Raw genomic sequence first — 21107 nt, forward strand, 5'->3', positions numbered from 1 at the left:
AACAGATATTAAAACCTCGCCACTTATAGCTTTTGTTTATGTCATAGAGGTAAACGGTATTTTTCTTTCTACCTGATCTTTCACGATAATGATAGAACAGAAAAGAAGGATAGTACTTATGTATAAATGGATTGGTGCCGTGGTTGTTTTATTGTTGATACTTGGGTCTTTGATGACATCAGGCTTAGTAACGGCATTATTAGATCTTACCGCTTTTTTGGTTTTATTAGCCTTAGTGTGGATTCGAGCTGTTAAATCATCAGATAAGAAGCAGCAAAAGAAACAGAATAACGAAAGCGATAATGGGAACGAGAGCACACCCGTTTTTAAAGCAGATTATACGAACAGTAAAAACATCGATATTACCCCATAAAAAACGAGTGCGGCTGCACTCGTTTTGTTTTTGCAATTTCTGTCTTTTTATCTGAAAAAAGCGCTCTCAGCAGGCAGAATCTTGAAACGTCAACACGCCCTAGGCTACATTGAGTAAGATATAGCTTAAAGAGCCCACGCCAATAGCCACCCAGAGTAAAACGCCTAATAACAGTGGCTTCAGCCCTGCTGCGCGTAGCTTCTGAATGGTAATGCCTGAACCGATTAAGAATAAGCACACAACTAATAGCCGTTTAGAAGCAACGAATATGTGGCTATAAATACTTTCTAAAGACGGAACAAAGTGCGCGAATACAATCGCAAGGCAATAAAACAAAATAAAGTAAGGAATACCAATTTTCTTATTGTCACCTTTGAACAGTAATGCACTTAAAAAGGCAATGGGCACAATCCATAATGCACGTGCCAGTTTAATGGTTGTGGCCGTTCGTAATGCTTCATCACCGTAAGCGCCCGCAGCACCCACCACAGATGATGTATCGTGAATAGCAATAGCAGCCCAAGTGCCAAAAGCGTGTTGGCTCATTTCAAGTAAATGACCAATCGCAGGGAAGATGAACAGTGCAATGGAGTTCAGTACAAAGACTGTTGCTAATGCTAAAGAGGTTTGATCGTCTCGAGCATTAATCGCAGGTGCGACTGCAGCAATGGCACTACCACCACAAATAGCCGTACCTGAAGCAATTAAGTGTCCGGTCTTTTGGTCTAAGCGTAGCGCCTTGGTAAGAAACCAACCGAAAATCAGAGTGAAAAATATTGAGCCAACAATTAAACCAAAACCTTGTGTACTGGCCGCTATTGCTTGATCAAGGTGAATACCAAAGCCAAGACCGATGATTGAATAAGCGAGTAATTTCTTAGTGGCTGCGGCTATGTTCACTTTGGTTGGAACAAATCCAAAGCTGGCTAATGTAAAGCCTAAGATAAGAGCGACTGGTGAGCTGATAACAGGCAGCAGGCATAAAAGCGCAATGATAAAAAATAGGGAGTCAGACGCCTGAAATTCTTTCCCTTTGAACTGAAAAGTATACGGTTTACGAGAAGGCTTATTAGATGGCATTGATTACACTAAAATGAGGAAATAAAAGTGAGAGCAGTATACGTGTTGAAAAATATTTCGTAGATTTAAATATTTTGATGCTAGGGTTCAATATTATTGAACATGTCGTTAAATGGTTCTAAATAGCTTTTTATCTTGATTACGGTAAAATTTATATCGAACAAAGGTAAGGTATCACTTCTTATTCCACTTACCTGAAGGTGTTTGGTAGTAATGTCCGTTTTGTGTTTTTTCGAGTGCTTTTTTTGCGGCAAGTTTGCCGACTTCTACTTCGCTTAACCCGTGAGATACCGCGATTTTTTTATAGCGACTTTTACGCTGTGAATTGACTTGAGACACGAGTTTTTTGACATCAGAAGATGCGCTAGAGGTGACAACAGCAATATAGCCTTTATTGGTTTCACCCACTAAGCCTTGTGATTTAGCTTGCTGTAAGTCAAGTGCGAACACACTTGCACTCATGAATATCGCGATACAAAATAATAGTAAATTCTTCATGGCATTCTCCCTGCGCATTCAGAATACATCATCATCACTAAATAAATCATCAATTTCTTTATCAACTTTAATTCTGATCTCGTGTTCAATCTTAACATTAAGGTTAATCTCGATGGGTTTATCAGACGCTGTCACTTGTACCGTTGGCGTGCAGCCAGTCGTCATCGATAGCATTAGTACCAATGTAAGAACCGTGAGTATGAACGAAAATTTTAGTTGTATATCCATGGGGCTGTGACCTTCTTAGCCTTAGTTTAATATTTGCGCGAAAAAGTTGCTACTCATCTATACCCAACTGTTTTAAAAATAGACCTTCCAATTGTGATGAATCAATAGCGTTCATCGTTTTTAGTAATGCTGGAATGTCGTCTTCAATATTTAGGTTTAAATTCACAGGTCTTCCATTTTGAAACTGAGGATTACGACCTTTAAATCGTGAACTTGCTTTTAATTTACCTTCTTTAGAATAGTCTATATCAATAGCAAGCGCGTCGTAGTTATAATTTTTGAGAATCTTACTAACGACTAGTATGCTATTTTCTCCTGCTGCCTCTACATTTTTGTCGATACGTGAGCCTTCTAAGTAACGTAATACACCACCAGGGTATCGAGAGTGTAACTTACCGTTCGTTACAACAGGCAAACCGTCATGAATCGCCAATGGTATTTGGCCATCTAAAATACCCGTTAATTCTACTTCTTCGTGCTCGATGTGTGCCAAGGCTTGTTCAAGATGAAGGTTATGTATCACGATAGGGATATTTTCAATCGTAGTCAGGCTATTAATTGATACATTATGCGTACTAATATTGCCCCCGAAAACCTCTGCAAATACACGGTGTAACTGGTATTTTTCTTTTGCTGTGTCTAATTCAAATACCATAGAAACATTGCTGAATAGCACGCCTAAATGTACTAATTCGGCATGAATACTAATGGGGAACTTTGATTTAATACCCTGAGGAGTAAATAATAGTGTGGTCGAAGAGTCGACATTCGCAAAATGAAATCCTCTATAGTAGCCCGACAAGCTATTTGCAAAGAGTGATATATCTCCAGAGGTAACCCCTTTATCGATAAGAACATTTGCCTGTAAGGCAACAGAGCCTTGGTTAAGATCGTAATCAATCGGTAAATGTGGCAAAAAGTGTTTTTTCAAAGAGTTAGTTGATGAAAAGGAGACTTCATTACGGTGTAACTCTATTTGGGTTTTTTGACGTTTCAGATAAGAATTAACGGTAAAACGGGCTAAACGTGCCATTTTGTAATTAGTTAAATCACCAGTAATTATTAGCTTTTCAGGATTGAAAGAAAGGTTTCCCTGACTAGAAAAAGGGGGTAAACGCTGCTGATTCTGTTTCATGCTTATTGTTGTTTGATAATTACTTTGTAGTTTTAGTGGCTTATCAATAGGCTTGTTTAAACGAAATTCAGCGATGCTAAGCTCAAGCTTTCCACTGTATTTTTGAGTGGGGATCGGTGTGTTTTTAGTCTCAATCTGTTGGTGTTTTTTCTCTGAAATAGGGGCGTTATTAATAATTTTTTCTGCATATAAACTCGCAGAAAAAGAGGCATCTGTTGGTTTGGCTTGGGTTAATGTTAAGCCACTCACTGTGTTGTAATTGAGTAATAGACTATCAATGCTTAATTGGGCATTAGAGGCCTCAGAAACCAGAAACTCAGGATGACCGGAATAGACTAATCGCTCGCTTGCTATTTGAGTATCAAGAAAAGAGATCGCAGTATTACTGCCTAACTGCATATCGAGATTTGAACGTAGCGAAAATGTCTTTAAATGCAGATTTTCGATGGGAGATAAAAACGCTATTCTCGCTTTTACATCCCCCTTTATGTGACATTGTAACGTGTGTTGTGGTGTCTTGCTTTCGCACGTTAATGCTTTGAATACATGTGTAATTTCTGATTGTGTCTTTTTGTTTTTTAAGCGTATTATTTCCGACTTATTGATTAAGGTTAATTTGAATTTTTCTTGATGGTATCGCGCGATTAAACGTAATTGCCCATCTGTTATGAGTTCGATATTGGCAACAGTTTGCATTGAAGTCTTCGTTTTTTTGAATGAATGCGGTTTATTTAATGTCGTGAAATTGTTGGAAAATAACCCTGCCACATATACAGCATAATGATTGAGTTCGACGGGTAACGATTTTGGCATTGATATGTCGATCTGATACTTTGCATCGATTACTTTGTTATCAATCACCACGTTTTTCTCATCACTCTCCAATTGCTTTGCTGTAATAACAATAGGGTGAATGAGCTTCGCACTGGGGATATTGTTGAATTTGAATCGTTCGGTAATATCTTTGGTATTTTTAAAATCAGCAGTACAGGTTAGGTCTTTAGGTAATGGCTGGCTAAAGCGAATGTTTGCCTTACAGTTAAGTGAATTACCTTTAGGACCCGACATCAAGCCAGTAAAATACGCATCGTCTTGATTTAAATGTTTGATGTGTACGTTAAGGTTGTAAGGGTTAGGGGCGAGTGCTTTACCTTTTAGAGTGAACCTCGCCAGTTTAGATTTTTTTCCTGATTGTAGTGTGGGTGTTTCAAGCACGAGCTTGGCATCAAGAATCAGTTGTCCGTAAGTAAACTTCTTCACTTTTAGCTTTTTAAAGGGCAATTGGGCGAGGTTTGCAATGGTTTGCCCTAAATGAATGCTTTTGTTTTCGTTATCAGGTTGTTCGATAAAGCTAGGTAGTCGGGTAGGTTGATCGAGTAAGGCCGTGTCTGCATGTAACATCATGGTTTTTGTTGGGCGGTTGATATCCATTTCTAGCGATGCATTGGTAACGTGCTGTTTAAATCCTTCGTTAATGGTTTTCCACCTTGGTTCAATTTTAGCGATGTGAATCGATAACGGTGTACTGTTAGGACGCCAAGCAATTGAAAAGTTAGATTTACTAAATTGCAGTGGATAATGTGGTGATGTTTTTAGGTTAGGAAAAAAGAGTGAAAAGTCCCCTTGCTGAATCATTCCACTGATCGTGAAGTCTGGTTGTGTCGCTAGCACTAAATCCACATTGTTAACGGCTTGCTTTGCTCTAAGCTCTGTACCGTCAGAATGAAATGCAGCAGTTGTGATACGTCTAGCATGGGCGCTGAATATATAGGGGGAAGATAAATCGGTAAAGTTGAGTGAGGTGTCGAATAAGTGAATGTATTGCAGACGTATCCCTTGCTTATTTAGCGTACCCTCTAGCTCTGTGGGTAACCGGATGTCTGTCTTTTCTGCAAATAAACGCCACGAGGCGGCAGATATAGCACTTTCATTATCAATAAATCGCCCGACAGAAATATTGGTGAACCTTAATCGATATTGGCTTATCACCACAGAGATCTTCTCTATCATTAAACCATTATTAAAGTTTACGCCTGAAATTGAGATGATCTCTATCCCTTTAGTGGCTAGCCAAGGTGGAATAAAAATACTGGGCAGCAAAAGACTGATTAATAAAAACAGCAGAATGAAGCGTAGGTAACGCTTTTTGTGAGTTCTTGATGGTGTTGAACTCGTTGTTTTTAATGGAACGTCAGATTCGGTTTGTGTCATATCCTTCAGTAATTACTTCACCCTATAAATGCGTTGTTTGGTGTTTTGCTGTATTCGTTTTGTTTTCTATGCACTTCCCAATGAATTTGAATGTGTTATTACGGGACATAATTATTATCTGTATCAGGTAGATAGCTGTCTGATAAGGTCTTTTAAGCATAAACCGTGAAGCGTGTATTAGGCGGATTTTTTTCGTCTATATTATGAGAAAAATGTTTTGAGAAGAAATGTACATATTAAAGAGAGAAAACCAAGAATAGTGCTTGGGTGAGGTTTTATACCAATGAGTCGTACTATTTTCCACTGTCGGCATGTCGCCGAGGTGAGTGAGAGTTTTCTAGATGTAAATTCTGCTTTTCTCAAATAGTACTGAAATAAAAGGTTTTTTTTATTGTTTTTTTTATCATTTATACCTGATAACAGATCTGTTACACACTCATAAAATAGAGGTAATAACTGGGTATTGGTTATTTTGTGGTTTTATTCACTTTACGGGTTATTTTGAAGGGTTGCTAATTTTGTTTAAAACTGAGAAAAAAGGCTATCAGCGTTAAGAAATAACCTGATAGCACTAAAAAAATATAAATAAAACAACTATAAAAATCATCAGGATGTGATTATGCAAAATACCGCTTCAGCTTCAACTGGTTCAGTGCCGAGTAGCCGGTTAAAACAACTGATACATTCCCTTGGTCCTGGCATTATGATGGCAACAGCTGCTGTTGGCGGCTCACACCTTGTTGCATCAACAAAAGCGGGGGCAATTTTTGGCTGGCAATTGGCGGGGCTAATTCTATTAGTTAACTTTTTTAAATACCCATTTTTTAGAGCTGGTGTTCAATATACGATGGGCACGGGTAATAGCCTTATTCAAGGATACAGTGAAATGGGGCGCGGTTACTTATGGTTATTCACTGGGCTTAACTTAATTTCAGGTATTGTGAATACGGCAGCCTTGCTGCTATTTAGTGCGAGCTTATTAGGATATTTTTTACCATTCGAATTACCGTTAACCACTTTAGCGGGTGTCGTGATGGTGGCATGTTTGGCTATTTTGTTTGCAGGGCATTATAAGGCGCTTGATGCACTGTCGAAAACCATCATGGTTGTACTTGTTATAGCAACGGTAAGTGCGGTAATTGTGGCGGCAAGTAAGGGCAGTGTTGCACCTGCTGATTTTGAAGCTCCATCACCTTGGGCCATTGCCTCTATTGGTTTTCTTGTTGTGATGATGGGATGGATGCCTGCCCCAATTGAAATTTCATGTTTAACGTCTTTGTGGTTGAAGAGCCAACGTAAAGAACAAAATGTAACGGTAAAGTCGGCCCTGTTTGATTTTAATGTGGGCTACATTGGTACAGCATTATTGGCTATCGTATTTTTAGCCTTAGGGGCATTAGTATTAAACGGTAATGGTGCAGAGTTGAAAACATCAGGTATTGGGTTCTCGCATCAACTAGTGGGTATGTATGCCTCAACGATTGGTGAGTGGTCTCGTTACCTTATTGCTGTTATCGCCTTCTTTTGTATCTTCGGTAGTACTATTACGGTAATCGATGGCTATTCACGTGCATTAGCAGAAGCCAATTTACTTATTCAGAAGAAAGAACTTGATCAGCGTCGTTACCACAATGCTTGGATGCTAATTGTTGGCGGCAGTGCAATGGGGATCTTATTGTTCTTCACATCGGCGCTTATGCCTATGTTAGATTTCGCAATGGTACTGGCATTCATGACCACACCAATCTTTGCTTTAGTTAACTATTTGCTGGTAACACGTACTAAGCTACCTGAAGAGTTATCGATGAGCCGTTCGATGAAAGTGTTGTCTTGGGCTGGCTTAACGTATCTATTTGGCTTCCTTGCGATATTCATCTGGTGGAAGTGGTTAATGTAACCGCGATATCTTAAATAGTTATTTTATTCAAATAGATAACTGCTCAAATAAAAAAGCCCTCAGATTGTGAGGGCTTTTTTGTGCGATAAATTTGTTTATACCACTCTGACGATTTATCCAGCAAGAGAGGGGGCGCTTTCGTATTTGTCAAAAGATCGCACTGGCGATTGATGGTTAATTGCATGCATGGCTGAAAATAACGCATCTTTGAGTAAGTATTTATTGTCGGTATCAAGCGCATTGATTGCCGTGTTAAGAGATGCTTGTATATGTTCTATCGTGTGTTCTATCTCGAGTAAATCGGTTAGCGCCATTTCGCGAATATCATGAGATATTACATCATCACTGCTTTGGGTCGATATCTCTATGATTTGAGCAGTGTGTTGCTTTAACGATAAAATAGTATCTGTCAGAGATTTCGGTGTCATGCGTATTATCCTTAATATTTGCTTTGAATAGAGTCTACTTTTCGTTTGTAGAGGCAATACTCTAACAACATTGGATAGATATTTTTTTATGTAGATCACACTCTTATAGAAATTCCGCTTATTCACTCTAATGACTAAATTATCGCTAAGGTTAGAAATTTACCGAGGGTGACACTTGCGATTTTGAAATTATATTCACTTTATTGATTATTTGAATGCGGCTGGATACCTAATTTCAATGACAAGATTAGTTTAAATACCTTAACCAATTCCGAGAGATTGATTCATATTCATAAATGCAGGTATCTTCACGTTCTTGTCGTGATCCATCATCGATTTCTGATAGCAAACTTTTATATTCGTCAGGATCACTGCCATAAATTAAGCACAGCATATGAAAGTAACGTTGAATATCTAAACTATGTTCATCGATAAAATCGAGGTCATCGAATGTGTCTATGTCTTGATCTTCAAAAGCGAAGAGGTCAGCTGAACTGATTGCAATGTCAGCACCATTGTCGACATAGTTGAGTAGTATTATTGTTGCAAAATTATCGACGGCATCTTCTTCTTTACCCAAGATAGGAATGTCTCTGTCTGCGATAAATGCATGGCCTAATTCATGAAGTAATGTATGCGCTAAAGTGTCGAGTGTCGCTTGAACTTCATCTATGCCTGTTTCTGCATAATGGTTTTGGGTAAAGCGTATCATCGCGTCATTGATGTATTGATAGGGAATCTGAATTTGGTGGATTTCAGGATCATAGAGAGGGCCATCCTTTGCACCGAAAACAATAGTGAGCTTGGGTGAAAATTGCACATGCTGGCGGCTTATGTCGCTTACCATCTTAATCGCATCTGATTGCTTAATTAATTGCATGGCTTTTTTATCTTGCGCTAAATTGGGTTCTAGATATTGGTATGTAACGGTAGGAATAGATGTTATTGGCGTTGTCGAAGCTTGTTCGGAATTGGCATGCACTGAAAACGAACTGGCTAGCCACAGGATAACCGCAGGTTTAACACAAGAACGAATACACTGAGAAGAAAAGCTTAATGCGATAGCTAAGGAGGATCTTATATACATAGTGGTTAGCATCCATGATGTAAAAAAACGAATAAGTATAGTCAGTTAACAAGAAAGTGTTGCTATGCTTGTTTGTCCTTCTGAAAGCGTTGACTTAAAAACCAGTGGCCTATAACGTGTAATATCAGTCTAGACAAGTACCTGACCATCCTTGTTGGTTAAAATCGCTTATAACTGCGTGATAATTTTTATAATTATAATCACTAGTTACTATAAATTAATAGTGGCATATATACGCTAAACAATTCATAGATTGGAGATGTCGTGAATAAATTACTATCTTTTGAAGCTTTGATCGTACTTGATGCGATAGATCGTCGGAAAAGCTTTGCTGCAGCCTCAGAAGAATTAGGCAGAGCACCATCTTCATTAAGTTATCAAGTTCAAAAGCTTGAACAAGATCTGGATTTAGTTATTTTTGATCGTTCAGGACACCGAGCTGTTTTTACTAAAGCTGGGCAATTGTTGCTTGAACGTGGTCGGTTATTATTATTAGCTGCCGATGAAATGATTGCAGATGCCAGTGCACTCGCGCATGGATGGGAGCTTGATTTAACAATTGCTTATGATGGGCTAGTGAGCGTAAATAGTATGCTACCGCTGGTGGCTGAATTGGGGAAAGAAAGCAAAACCCGTATTCGCTTTAAAGAAGAGATTCTTGCAGGTTGTTGGGAAGCATTAGCGCAAGATCGTGCCGATTTATTGATTGCACCGGCACCTACTGTTGCACCTCCTGAAGTGAAAATTCAACCGTTAGGTAAATTAGCGACTCTGTGGGTTGCTCATCCTGATCATCCTATTCATAAACAAGAGAACCCGTTAGATCCTGCTGTTCGTAAACAATATCTTGCGATTGCGGTTGCTGACACCGCACGTAATATGCCACCTCTATCGCATAATATTCTAGAAGAACAAGCTCTTGTTACAGTCAGTACGATGAATGATAAGTTGGCGGCGTTAAAAACAGGTATGGGAATTGGCACATTACCTATGTGTTATGCACAGTCGGCACTTGAAAGCGGTGAGCTGGAAGTGATTGGTGATGATCCTGTTTACGAGCTTGATATGGTGCTTGCATGGAATCGAAATCAAATGGGCAAAGCAAAAGTGTGGTGTATTAAAAAAATTGAAAAACTTTGGAAAAAACAGCTCAACTAGTACTTAATTCAACGCAGCGTCTTGATAATAGTTTACAGTGCTACAATCAGCGTTAGCATTATGCGGTTAATACCAAAGTAAGAAGGCGAGTTAATAACGGTGAGTCTTATTATTAATGTTATTAACTCGCTTTTTTCATCACTATTCTGGTGTATCGGTTGCTAATGGTAAGAGCATCTCAACAACGCCATCAGCCATTTGAACGTCAATTTTAAAACCAACCTTTTGGGCGAGCATTATCATGCCTCGGTTAGAAGGCATCGTCATTCCGGTTATTCTTTTAACACCACTCTGTGTGCAGTAACGGATGATTTTCTCCATTAAGATCCGGCCTAACCCTACGCCTTTCAAATCAGATCTTACTAAGATCGCAAATTCAGACTCAACATTTTCAGGATCCGATAAAGCGCGAGTAACACCAATGATAATTTCTTCTGGTTTTCCTTCATCGTTGGTGATTAGGCTGGTGGCGACGAATGCCATTTCTCTGTCGTAATCAATTTGGGTAAAATTGGCTAACGCTTCATGATTAAATTCGCCAACATCGGAAAAGAAGCGCTTATATAAATCGTCAACAGACACATGCGAGATGAAATCTTTATGCTTGGGTTCGTCTTCAGGCAAGATTGGCCTTAATAATATTTTACGCCCATCTTTTAAGGTGAATGATTCTTCGTGTTCTTTGGGGTATGGGCGAATAGCCAAGCGTGCTTGTTTGTCGCCACTGAATGGATGTAACGTCATTGATGCATCAATCACTGTCATATCAGTGCCCGATGCTAACAGTGGGTGAATATCAAAATCGACGATTTCAGGGCAATCGATGATTAGCTGCGATATCTTCACTAATAAATTACACAGTGCAGGAATATCAATTTGTTCAAGGCTACTGCGTTGTCTGATTTTGCCCGTTTTAATTGCATTGATAACCATATAGCGGGCTAACGCCATATTCAAAGGAGGAATCGCAACAGCGGCATCTTTGTGAATATTCCACGCAGCAGCATCTTCACCCATTAAAATAACAGGGCCAAACACCGAATCATTGTGAACAGAAACACGTAATTCCTGTGCGCCAGAGCGGCTTGCCATGCGCTGTACTAATAAGCCATCGATACGTGCACTCGGGTAATTCATTGAGACGCGATCTAAAATAGCTTGTGCGCCATTGGCTACTTCATCGGCAGTGCGCAAGTGCAACAATACACCGTGTACTTCTGATTTATGGCGAATATCTGGTGAGCGAAGTTTAATAGCAACGGGGTAACCAATTTGTTCTGCAATATGCACGGCTTCAGCAGGGTCAGATGCTATCCACGTTGGTAGCGTTTTAAAGCCATAGCTTTCAAGTACAGGGCGTACTTCATGTGTTTCTAAATGGGTGATGTCTTGTGCAAGCAAGTGGTTCAATACATCGTGAACGTGGCGTGGGTTACGCTTGTTTTCACCCGATACAATCGATGTATCACCAAATGAAATAGGTGTTTCCATCAATTGTTTTTGATTTCGTCGGTATTCGACTAAGTGCATGAAGGCTGAAATAGCACTTTCTGGGGTGCGATAAGCAGGAAAGCCCGCTTCAGTGAAGATTTTTCGCGATTGTGCTGCTTCGTTCTCACCCGACCAATTGGTAAGTACATTAAAGCGCTTAGTGCGAGGGTGAGCGGCTAATACTTCCGTTAAACGTTGCGCGGTTTTATTACCAGGGGCAATAGCGGATGGTGAGTGCATGATTAATAACGCATCGAAATCATCGCTGTCTAATAATATGTTGACTGCTTTTTCATACCGTGTGACATCAGCGTCGCCAATAATATCGACGGGGTTTGCATGTGACCAGCAAGAGGGTAAAACGTCTGATAACTTCTCGATGGTTTCATTGCTTAACACTGCCAGTTTTCCGCCGCGATCAGATAAGGCATCTACCGCCATAATTGCGGGCCCGCCACCATTGGTGATGATGGCGAGTCGTTCACCACGTAACGGCACTGAGTGCGCTAATGTTTCTACTGCTGCGAATAACTCGTGGGTATTGTGTACGCGTAACATACCTGATCGTCGAATGGCGGCGTCATATACCGCATCAAGCCCAATTTCACCGCCAGTATGTAGGTGTGCAGCTGCACTACCTGCTTCTGTTCTGCCACTTTTTAATACAAGAATTCGACGATTTCGTGCAGCCGCTCGTGCAGCAGACATAAAGCGACGAGCATCTTTTATTGAGTCGACGTACAATAAAATTGCTTCGGTTTTACTGTCTCTGCATAAGTAATCAAGCAACTCTGCAAAGTTAACATCACACGCATCACCCAGCGAAAGGAAAGTAGAAAAACCAATGCTTTTGTTTTTAGCCCAATCAAGAATCGTGGTGCAAACTGCAGCAGATTGAGAGATAAATGCAATGTTACCCTTATTGGCTGAAATAGGGGAAAACGATGCATTCAGGTTTAACCAAGGTAAGATTAGCCCCATACTATTAGGGCCTACAATACGCATTCCGTGTTGCTTGGCGACGTTATACATTTTTGTTTCTTCTGACTCACCTTTTGAAGAAACGCTTGTATTCATACCTGCCGCCAAGACGATAGCGAACTTCACGCCTTTTTTACCCAGCTGATCAATAATATCGGCATTACGATGCGCATTGGTGCAAAGTATCGCGAGATCGGGAATTCGGGGAAGGCTATCAATAGTAGGATAAGCAAGCACGCCGGCAACGGCATCATACTTTGGCGTAACGGGCATTATCGGTCCATGAAAACTTCCTGCGAGCAAATTACGAATAACAACGTTACCCGCTCTATTTGGGTTATCTGATGCGCCAATAACGGTAATGGATTTTGGCTTAAGCAGTTTATCCAATCCGTTCATATTCTCACCCCGAATTTATATTGAAATATCATAATGATATACCCAAGCTACCTCAATTCTCGCTGAAACGAGCATCTTGAGGTAGCTTGGGTATATTAGCGGATGACGAGGGGAGTTTCTGACTAATGTATGGAGGCTGTGATCAAACCCAAGGACTTTCTATCCGTAGCATCCTTGAGTTTATCTTTTAAGTAAAGAGTGCCAACTACCTTGAAAAATACCGCTAAGAGAGTATTTATACTTGGTAACGCGTCTTGTCACCAATATCGTAATGCAGTGGCATACGCCATTTAGAGAAAGCTGTAACCGCCAGTAAAATTGAACCAGACATGCTAAAAGCAATACTAATATGTTCTTGTCCGAACACGAGGCAGAACCAAAAGCCCGCAAGCGCAATAGGTGTTAGCATTAATATTTTTAGTTGAAAGCAGAAGTATTCTTTAATCGCTAATGCACTAAATGCAAACAGCGCCGCCCCTAATGCTAAAGGTTGCCATAAGCCTGAAATTAACCATACTGCTGCAAATAAGCCACTGCCTTGAATTAGCCAACGAAAACGCTTGTCGTAAATGTGTACAGTTGATGATGCAATCAGTGCCGCTATAACCAAGGCTGGAATAGCAAATGTAGGTTCCCATACAACAATAGACATGATAATTGCAGAAAAGGTAAGGGCGCAGCGGTACAGTAGAACGGTAAGTTTATCAAGTCCGTCTAATTCGCACTTAATATGAGGATCTGCCATTGTTAACTCCAAAATTGTTAATAGTGCAATATTGTACGGCTGTTATATGGCTAATTGAACCTAATTCATGTGACTTATGACCGATAGTTATTGATCTATCTTAAGCTTAGGCTTGATCGGTAATCCATACGGCTGCAAAATAAAAGCAGATATCGTTTTGGCAGAGAAGTAATGAAAAAAATAGCTGTTTTAGCCGTAGTTACGGTATTAGCGGGTTGTGCATCAGATTCAGAAACAATGCAACTGACGACGTCTTCGTCTGAAGAGGTGTATTCAGCAGAGCAAATTGCAATGATGGATCATTTGCAAGAAGCAAAAGTTGAAAAAACAACGGAAGATACAACCGTTGCATACACAGAAGAAGCTATTTCTGAGCCAGTAAAGCCAGTAGAAAAACCTAAAAAAACGGTTTATAAGTACGCGAATGTAACTAATCAAGGTTACACCATTCAAGTGCTAGCATTGAGTCATAATCAAAATTTCACGACTTATATGAATAAGCTTCCGTCGAACCAACCAGTATGGATGAATAAAAAAGAGCTGCAGGGATTACCGTGGTACACCTTATTGTATGGACAATTTGATAGCCGTGCACAAGCTAAGCGTTTTCTTAATGCATTACCGCAAGACGTTAAAGATTATGGCCCCTTTATTCGTAGCCTCGATGAGATTAAAGCATCAGCAACACCAAAACTTTCCCGTTTGAATTAATCCTAAATTAAGAGAGCCTTTGAGCTCTCTTTTTTCTCAACATAATCTGAAGCTACCATGATGGCTGGATAGGGTAATTAAGCAAGATGAATGAATTAGAGAAAATGCGCTCAGGGTTGCTATACGATGGTAACGATGCCTCAATTGATACTTTGCGTCAGCAATCAGAGTTACTGATTATTCAGCTACGATCGTCGCCTTCATCTCAACACCAAGCATTATTGAAATTGTTACTCGGTTCTTTGGGAGATAACTCAGTAATACGCATGCCTTTCAGCTGCGAGTTTGGTAAAACCATTCATATAGGTAGCAGCACTTTTCTTAATGCTGGTATCGTGATGCTAGATAATGCCGATATTTATATTGGCGATAATGTGTTAATTGGCCCATCGACGCAGTTTTTTACGCCAACACACTCACTCGATCATGAATCTCGTCGACGATGGGAGTCGTGGTGTAAGTCAATTACTGTCGAAAATGATGTTTGGATTGGTGGTAATGTATCGATCTGTCAGGGTGTCACCATTGGTGCTCGTTCAGTCGTCGCGGCTGGTAGTGTTGTTACACATGATGTTCCGCCTGATACACTCGTTGGTGGTACGCCTGCGAAGGTTATTCGAGTAATTAACAGTAGCGATACAGCTGATTAATGCTATTTAGTTGGTCATATCGGCTGGCTTTAAGTGTAAAACTGAGATATTTAACCAATAGAAGTAAGAGAAGGTGCAATAGTTCGCTTTTTTTTATTAATATGGGGTTATATTTATTGTGTTGGCGTGCTTTTTTGCATTTTTCTGCATACGTCATTACAGACAAACTAATTTAGTCGGTCGATACATTTTTGCCGACAGTGTTAAAAGGGATAAAAATGAGCTCGATCCATGTTTTATTACTCTGCGGCGGTGGCAGTGCTGAACACGAAGTTTCTCTCGTATCAGCTAATTATATCGAGCAACAATTAAAAAGCATTGAAGGTGTGTCTTACACCCGTGTTGAAATGAAAACGGAAGGTTGGTTTGATGCGAATAATGCATTGTGCCAGCTAAATCTCGATCGTACGCTTCAAGTTGGCGACGATAAAACACCGATTAATTACGTTATTCCATGTGTTCACGGTTACCCTGGTGAAACGGGTGATTTACAATCATTCTTAGAAATGGCAGGCCTGCCTTATTTGGGCTGTGATGCTGAATCTAGCACGAATTGTTTTAATAAGATCACCACTAAATTGTGGTTTGACGCACTAAACATACCGAATACGCCTTATATCTTCTTAAGTGAAAATGACGCAGCTGCACACGAATTAGCGGCGAAAGCATTTGATGACTGGGGCAAGGTCTTTGTTAAGGCGGCCTCTCAGGGGTCATCGGTAGGTTGTTACAGTGTCGCAAATAAAGATGAGCTGGCAGAAGCGGTAAACAATGCGTTTACCTACTCTAATCAAGTGCTGATTGAAAAAACAATTAAGCCGCGTGAATTAGAAATCGCAGCATATCAATACGGTGATGAGCTGGTTATCTCCAAGCCTGGTGAAGTTGCTTGTCCTGAAGATAAGTTCTACAGCTACGAAGAGAAATACAGTACCGATAGCCATTCAGTTACAACGGTCGAAGCTGAAAACTTAACTGATGAACAAGTTGAGTTAATTCGCGAATATGCGCGTAAAGCTTTTACCCAGATGAAATTGAAAGATCTTTCTCGTATTGATTTCTTCTTGAGTGAAGACGACGAAATCTTACTGAACGAAATTAATACATTCCCAGGTATGACGCCAATCTCAATGTTCCCTAAAATGCTAGAGCATCATGGGCATAGCTTTGCAGGGTTTATCGAAACAGCGATCAAAACTGCTGCTAAGTAAAACGTAATGCGTGGTTACGTTCTAGAAGCCATTCTGGTTATTATCAGAGTGGCTTTTTAATTGGCGTTTTTTCTTAATCCTGTAATACTCGTAGTAGATATCCATCAAGGAAGATCATGCAAAAAGAAGCGCATATGCTAAAAGCTGAAACGACGGAAAATACCGAATCAAAGCTAACAACAGATCAAATGCGTAAACAATTTAAGCGGTTATCTTCACGTAACTACAAGGCAAGCCTTCAATTGGAAGGGTTTGATACAGAGCCGACAAAACGTGAAACTAAGAGTACTCAATCGGAAAAAGAACAGATAGAAAGTTTGATACGATATTATGATAGATAAGTATGGTGTTAGTCATGATCCCGATTGTTACCCAAATACATCGGTATTGATTAACCGTTTATCGATTACTGACGAAGATACTCTTGCCTTGGCTGAAAGAGATTTCACAAAAGTGCGAGCAGAACATTTTGAGCCTGAATTCGAGCAATTTAACCTACAATACCTCTGTAAAATTCACTTCACTTTATTTCAAGATCTGTACCGTTGGGCTGGTAAAATTCGCAGTGTCGATATTACGAAAGGACAAACACGTTTTTGCCATGTTCATAATATAGAACGTGAAACAGAACGTCTTTTTATCCAGCTTAACAATGATAATTTATTGCGTAATTTACCGTTCGATGCCTTCATTAAACGTATCTCCCATTATTACTGCGAGCTTAATGTTATCCACCCATTTCGTGAAGGTAATGGAAGGGTACAGCGGATCTTTTTTGAAATTCTAGCCATTAACGCGGGTTATGAAATTTGTTGGGAAGGCATCAACTTAAAAGAATGGGTTGATGCCAATCAAGCGGGATACTTTGGTGACTTGCATCCTCTAGAAAAACTATTTGAACGAATTACGGTATATATAGATGTTCAACAAGGCTATAAAGAACATTGGACCGATAGCCCTAGTTAGAGATACACATGGCAATCATGACTCTCTAAACAAGGAATATCAGTTCTCCCAAGGCTTATCTTTTAAAAACTTTGCCATTTCTTGGTCTCTTTTTTCTGTATTCCCCACATATTGAGCAGGCATAGCAGGGCTCTTCCAACGACCATGGCTTTGTATCTCACTGATCGACAATCCCGCATCAGACAAATCTTTAGCAGCTCCTACGCGAGGTGACTGGCCTGAAAATATAACATTGGCTGGCAATCCTAATTCTTCGCTTGCCCTACGGAATACGCGATATATTGAAGAATGATCTAAAGGTAAAACACCTATATTACTGTGGCGATCAATTCGTCTAAAAATGTAACCGGTATCAATAATGCCGATAGTTATCCAGCGCTGTAGGGCGTTTGACGCAATAGCGCTGAGCGGGATAACACGATCACCTAATGTTATATAGATTAAGCCTTCTGAGTCAGTCTCTAATTTATCGACGGTCAAATCTGACAATTCACTGCGTTTTAGCATTGCTTCAAATGCAACCGACCAAATTGCCATATCTCGAATATCTTTTACTTTTGGAGAGGTTTCAAATAGAGTAAGCAATTGCTGTAGATGGTCATCTCTAAATGCACGAGCATTGTTATAATCATGATGTTTATCAATGCGTTGCTTCCTCATCACTAAGCGAATTTCAGTATGAGCACATGGGTCTGGTAGGGCATGGCAACGATGTACCAAACCAATAGTGACAATGTAACGTTTTAGGCTGGCTAGTTTTCGCTTTTTTGCCATTAACTCGATAAATCCATGCACTGTGTCGACAGATGCTGGCAACACAGTGCGCTTATGACTTTCGCAGTAAAGGATAAAGTTATTCCAATCGTTTTTAAAAGCGAGGAGTGTATTTTTAGCGTATTTTTGATGCGTTAATGATTGCCAAAGCTCAATGCTATCCATAATAACTGAAAATTCAGAACGGCTACTTTTTAGTTGTCTTGTGTCTTTTATCGCCACGATACCTTTCATCATCACCTCCCTAGTGCACTATAACTTTATGTTGATTACTAATTATATTAGCAGATATCGCAAAAAATGTAGATAAACATACAAAGTTAACATTTACTTGATTGATAACCAAAATCAGGCTATACAGATTATAGTCATTAATAATAATTTAATAGATTACAAATCTAAATAAAAAAATTTTGAATTATGTTTATTATTCAATAATTACAGCTTGCCATATTGCACAAGTGTTTCCACCAAGGAGTTGGTATGAAAAAACGCCTGTTTCATCGTAGCTATATCATAGAAAATAGCACTGGGGCACCTGATGGTTGGAAGACATTGATTAATGGTCATCCCGTATCAGGACAATTATCGTTACTTAAAAAAAGTGTCGATTGGTGGTGTGATATGAAAGCCTTTTTACCACCAAACAGTTTTGAAGGTATTAACTCTCGTCAGAAAGAATCAGCAGCCCAGCAATCAGAAGATTACAGAGGTTTTAAGCTAATCAATGATAGTGGTAAGCCCAATGAATGGTATGTAATTTTACGTGGCCAGCTATTGAAAGGTCCAGCCGTTAAGATCAAGAAGCATCTCGATATGGTAATAATCAAACTCAATGCACAAAAGTAACACCGCTAGATATTTATAACGTCTAATAATAAAATTCAGTAAGCAAAAACGCCCAATTGGGCGTTTTTACAGAGTCGCTATAAACGAGTCGTGCCGTTCAATAATGAGTGGATAGGGGAATTAATCGTCGTCATCCAATTTTTCCACATCAACTAAGTAGTTTCCCTCAAGCCAATTACGACCGATAAGAAGCTTGTAATCAAGCTTACTGCGATTACGTAAGTTAACCGCAACGGCTTTATGTTGACCATTCCACCCTAAATCCATAATAACGGCATAACGGCGTTCAACACCTTGCGCATTACGAATTTTGCTTACCTTTATAATTTTCCCTTTATATGTCGCTTCTTTACCATCTTCATTTTTGGTTTTAAATTCAACCATGCCACCAAGGTGATCGCGCATGTCATCACTATTGCTATCTTCACCGGTCACTTTAATATCATAAGCATTTATCGATGTGGTGGCAGCACCCGTATCAATTCGTGCTTTATAATCCATCCCAAGCTCATGAATTTTAATCGTTTCCACTTGACCTACGATAGATTTATCACTAGACACTTTACTGCCTGCCATTACAAAAGGTGAAGCAGTTGAAAATAGAATCAAGGCTGATAAAAGAACTTTCTTCACATTGTCTCCTAACTATAAATATTCGTATTACTATGAATAATAGACATTGATTCAGTGTTGTTGTTCAACGTATTTAAAAGAATGAATATGTAGAGAACACTTTACACTCATTCAATTTATGTTAAGTGTACTTTTGATTTGTTTATAACAATCACTGGACTGATTAAAATGTATCGTTTTAAAACCTAAAGAGCGAGCGGTATTGATGTTTTCTTCATTATCATCAATAAAAAGTGACTCAGAGGCATCCAATTCAAAGCGTGCTTGTAATAACTCAAAAATTTCAGCTTCTGGTTTAATGACTAACTCGTTACCTGACACTAGGCCTCCTTTAAAAAAGGAAATAAAAGGGTGACGTTCATTGAGCGTATCAAAGAAAGCATTACTCATGTTGGTTAGGTAGTATAATGAGTAACCTTGATCTAACACTTTGTAAAAAATAGATTCCGTTAAGCTGATTTTCTCAAGACTGTTTTGAATATGTTCAAAAAAGTCCTCCATTCTAGCTTCAGGAAATCCAGTGCGCGCAGCAAATTTAGGAATAACTTCAGCCATAAGCATTGTGCCGCGATCAAGAGCTACCCAATCAGGATGATAGAGTACTTCATTTAATAGCATCTCTTGTTCAAAGACTGAATCAGTGTAAGTTTGAACAATTTTGGTCGGTTTCCATTCAAATAGAACAGCACCGAAATCAAAAATCACGTTACGAATCATTAGAGTTTCCGTTTAACTACCTTTTATTGATAGTATGCGATAAAAGGTAATACGCAACTTGAATGCGTAATCTTAATACCACACTCACAATTAACTGAAAATTCATGGATTATTACATAATGAATGATAACAGCCGTTTAGTTTTCTCGACCGAGACTGGTCGCATTCCAGAAGAAAAAGTCAAACCTCAACGTCCAACTGGTGACGGTATTGTCCGTATCCAGCGCCAAACTAAAGGCCGTAAAGGTAAGGGTGTTTGTATTGTGACTGGTCTTGATATGGAAGATGCACAACTAAAATTGCTGGCAGCTAAACTTAAAAAAGTATGTGGTTGTGGTGGCTCTATAAAAGACGGCACCATTGAGATTCAAGGTGATAAGCGTGAAGTGATTAAAGCAGCGCTAGAAAAAGAAGGACACACCGTTAAACTTGCCGGCGGCTAAGCCGATGGCAACGATTGCCTCATTGTTATTGAAAAAGCCTGAAGCTGAACGAATATCTAGCAAAAGTATATCTTCAGGCTAGCAATAACGCGTAGCGTAGTAATGAATACAGAACTTGAAGTACCAAGCAAACTGACCATTTGCAGCAGTACCTTAAAGTAAGGTGTTAATTACCTATTTTATGGTAAATAACGCCTTACTGTTAAATAGCATGTATCAAGATGAGCAAAAAAGGTCTCAGTTAAGCAGCGGGGAGCAAGATGAAGCCATACCATGATTAGACTAAATTACCCCAAACCATATTTAACATAAGGTACATAATGCGCACTAAAAGATTTTGGCTTTTAATGCTAAAAATGCATTTTTTGAACTACTGACCTCTGTTAAATCAACAACTTACAACCTAAAGAACCTGGCATGAATTCCATAGCGCGCACCGGCA

Annotated in this window: 21 protein-coding genes; 10 read left to right on the top strand and 11 right to left on the bottom strand. The window is 39.5% G+C overall.

Going from position 1 to position 21107, the window contains the following annotated elements:
- The first annotated feature begins 118 nt into the window (after positions 1–118).
- The gene (locus C9J12_RS30720; protein ID WP_170111794.1) at positions 119–373 is read left to right on the top strand and encodes a hypothetical protein; all 255 of its coding nucleotides are present in this window, start codon (positions 119–121) and stop codon (positions 371–373) included.
- 99 nt (positions 374–472) lie between these two features.
- Here the strand turns inward: C9J12_RS30720 and C9J12_RS15515 are convergent, their stop codons facing one another.
- The 4 genes from C9J12_RS15515 to C9J12_RS15530 form a co-directional block, all read right to left on the bottom strand.
- Positions 473–1453, bottom strand: a complete 981-nt coding sequence (locus C9J12_RS15515; RefSeq protein WP_107243544.1) for a YeiH family protein — start codon at positions 1451–1453, stop codon at positions 473–475.
- Between the two features lie 174 nt (positions 1454–1627).
- Positions 1628–1951, bottom strand: coding sequence for a YdbL family protein (locus tag C9J12_RS15520; protein ID WP_041395118.1), 324 nt, complete (start codon positions 1949–1951; stop codon positions 1628–1630).
- Between the two features lie 18 nt (positions 1952–1969).
- The gene (locus C9J12_RS15525) at positions 1970–2179 is read right to left on the bottom strand and encodes a YnbE family lipoprotein (RefSeq protein WP_011221035.1); all 210 of its coding nucleotides are present in this window, start codon (positions 2177–2179) and stop codon (positions 1970–1972) included.
- A gap of 49 nt (positions 2180–2228) precedes the next feature.
- A complete protein-coding gene (locus C9J12_RS15530; RefSeq protein WP_107243545.1) occupies positions 2229–5525 on the bottom strand; it encodes a YdbH domain-containing protein in 3297 nt (1098 codons plus the stop codon).
- A 619-nt stretch (positions 5526–6144) separates the two neighbouring features.
- Between C9J12_RS15530 and C9J12_RS15535 the strand changes: the two genes are divergently transcribed.
- Entirely contained in the window at positions 6145–7422 is a 1278-nt protein-coding gene (locus tag C9J12_RS15535; protein WP_193944678.1) for an NRAMP family divalent metal transporter, read from the top strand.
- Between the two features lie 113 nt (positions 7423–7535).
- Here the strand turns inward: C9J12_RS15535 and C9J12_RS15540 are convergent, their stop codons facing one another.
- Entirely contained in the window at positions 7536–7850 is a 315-nt protein-coding gene (locus tag C9J12_RS15540; protein ID WP_107243546.1) for a hypothetical protein, read from the bottom strand.
- Between the two features lie 247 nt (positions 7851–8097).
- The gene (locus tag C9J12_RS15545) at positions 8098–8937 is read right to left on the bottom strand and encodes a DUF4344 domain-containing metallopeptidase (protein ID WP_107243547.1); all 840 of its coding nucleotides are present in this window, start codon (positions 8935–8937) and stop codon (positions 8098–8100) included.
- A 264-nt stretch (positions 8938–9201) separates the two neighbouring features.
- Between C9J12_RS15545 and C9J12_RS15550 the strand changes: the two genes are divergently transcribed.
- A complete protein-coding gene (locus C9J12_RS15550) occupies positions 9202–10095 on the top strand; it encodes a LysR family transcriptional regulator (RefSeq protein ID WP_107243548.1) in 894 nt (297 codons plus the stop codon).
- A 141-nt stretch (positions 10096–10236) separates the two neighbouring features.
- Here the strand turns inward: C9J12_RS15550 and C9J12_RS15555 are convergent, their stop codons facing one another.
- Positions 10237–12966: a bifunctional acetate--CoA ligase family protein/GNAT family N-acetyltransferase gene (locus C9J12_RS15555; RefSeq protein ID WP_107243549.1), complete on the bottom strand. Its 2730-nt coding sequence runs from the start codon at positions 12964–12966 to the stop codon at positions 10237–10239.
- A 235-nt stretch (positions 12967–13201) separates the two neighbouring features.
- Positions 13202–13711: a DUF2301 domain-containing membrane protein gene (locus C9J12_RS15560; protein ID WP_107243550.1), complete on the bottom strand. Its 510-nt coding sequence runs from the start codon at positions 13709–13711 to the stop codon at positions 13202–13204.
- 171 nt (positions 13712–13882) lie between these two features.
- Here C9J12_RS15560 and C9J12_RS15565 point away from each other — a divergent pair, with 171 nt between their 5' ends.
- From C9J12_RS15565 to C9J12_RS15585, 5 genes are all read left to right on the top strand, one after another.
- Positions 13883–14422, top strand: coding sequence for an SPOR domain-containing protein (locus tag C9J12_RS15565; protein WP_107243551.1), 540 nt, complete (start codon positions 13883–13885; stop codon positions 14420–14422).
- 86 nt (positions 14423–14508) lie between these two features.
- Positions 14509–15072, top strand: coding sequence for a sugar O-acetyltransferase (locus C9J12_RS15570; RefSeq protein ID WP_107243552.1), 564 nt, complete (start codon positions 14509–14511; stop codon positions 15070–15072).
- A 218-nt stretch (positions 15073–15290) separates the two neighbouring features.
- Positions 15291–16283, top strand: coding sequence for a D-alanine--D-alanine ligase (locus tag C9J12_RS15575; RefSeq protein WP_107243553.1), 993 nt, complete (start codon positions 15291–15293; stop codon positions 16281–16283).
- Between the two features lie 116 nt (positions 16284–16399).
- Positions 16400–16624, top strand: coding sequence for a YhfG family protein (locus C9J12_RS15580; RefSeq protein WP_107243554.1), 225 nt, complete (start codon positions 16400–16402; stop codon positions 16622–16624).
- Positions 16614–17249: a putative adenosine monophosphate-protein transferase Fic gene (locus tag C9J12_RS15585; protein ID WP_107243555.1), complete on the top strand. Its 636-nt coding sequence runs from the start codon at positions 16614–16616 to the stop codon at positions 17247–17249. Before C9J12_RS15580 ends, C9J12_RS15585 begins: the two co-directional genes overlap by 11 nt.
- Positions 17250–17288: 39 nt before the next feature.
- Here C9J12_RS15585 and C9J12_RS15590 read toward each other — a convergent pair whose 3' ends face one another.
- Positions 17289–18260, bottom strand: coding sequence for a tyrosine-type recombinase/integrase (locus C9J12_RS15590; RefSeq protein WP_107243556.1), 972 nt, complete (start codon positions 18258–18260; stop codon positions 17289–17291).
- A 246-nt stretch (positions 18261–18506) separates the two neighbouring features.
- Here C9J12_RS15590 and C9J12_RS15595 point away from each other — a divergent pair, with 246 nt between their 5' ends.
- Positions 18507–18872, top strand: coding sequence for a DUF3319 domain-containing protein (locus tag C9J12_RS15595; protein ID WP_107243557.1), 366 nt, complete (start codon positions 18507–18509; stop codon positions 18870–18872).
- 120 nt (positions 18873–18992) lie between these two features.
- Here C9J12_RS15595 and C9J12_RS15600 read toward each other — a convergent pair whose 3' ends face one another.
- Complete coding sequence (locus C9J12_RS15600; RefSeq protein ID WP_107243558.1) at positions 18993–19505, bottom strand: ATP-dependent zinc protease family protein; 513 nt, start codon at positions 19503–19505, stop codon at positions 18993–18995.
- Positions 19506–19616: 111 nt separating this feature from the next.
- Positions 19617–20222 carry an HAD family hydrolase gene (locus C9J12_RS15605; protein ID WP_011221002.1) on the bottom strand — a complete coding sequence of 202 codons (606 nt, stop codon included), beginning with the start codon at positions 20220–20222 and terminating at the stop codon, positions 19617–19619.
- A 119-nt stretch (positions 20223–20341) separates the two neighbouring features.
- On the opposite strand from C9J12_RS15605, the gene yciH reads away from it, so the two are divergent.
- The gene (yciH, locus tag C9J12_RS15610; RefSeq protein WP_107243559.1) at positions 20342–20665 is read left to right on the top strand and encodes a stress response translation initiation inhibitor YciH; all 324 of its coding nucleotides are present in this window, start codon (positions 20342–20344) and stop codon (positions 20663–20665) included.
- The last annotated feature ends 442 nt before the right edge of the window (positions 20666–21107 follow it).

This window comes from Photobacterium frigidiphilum, assembly GCF_003025615.1.
Classification (GTDB): Bacteria; Pseudomonadota; Gammaproteobacteria; order Enterobacterales; family Vibrionaceae; genus Photobacterium; species Photobacterium frigidiphilum.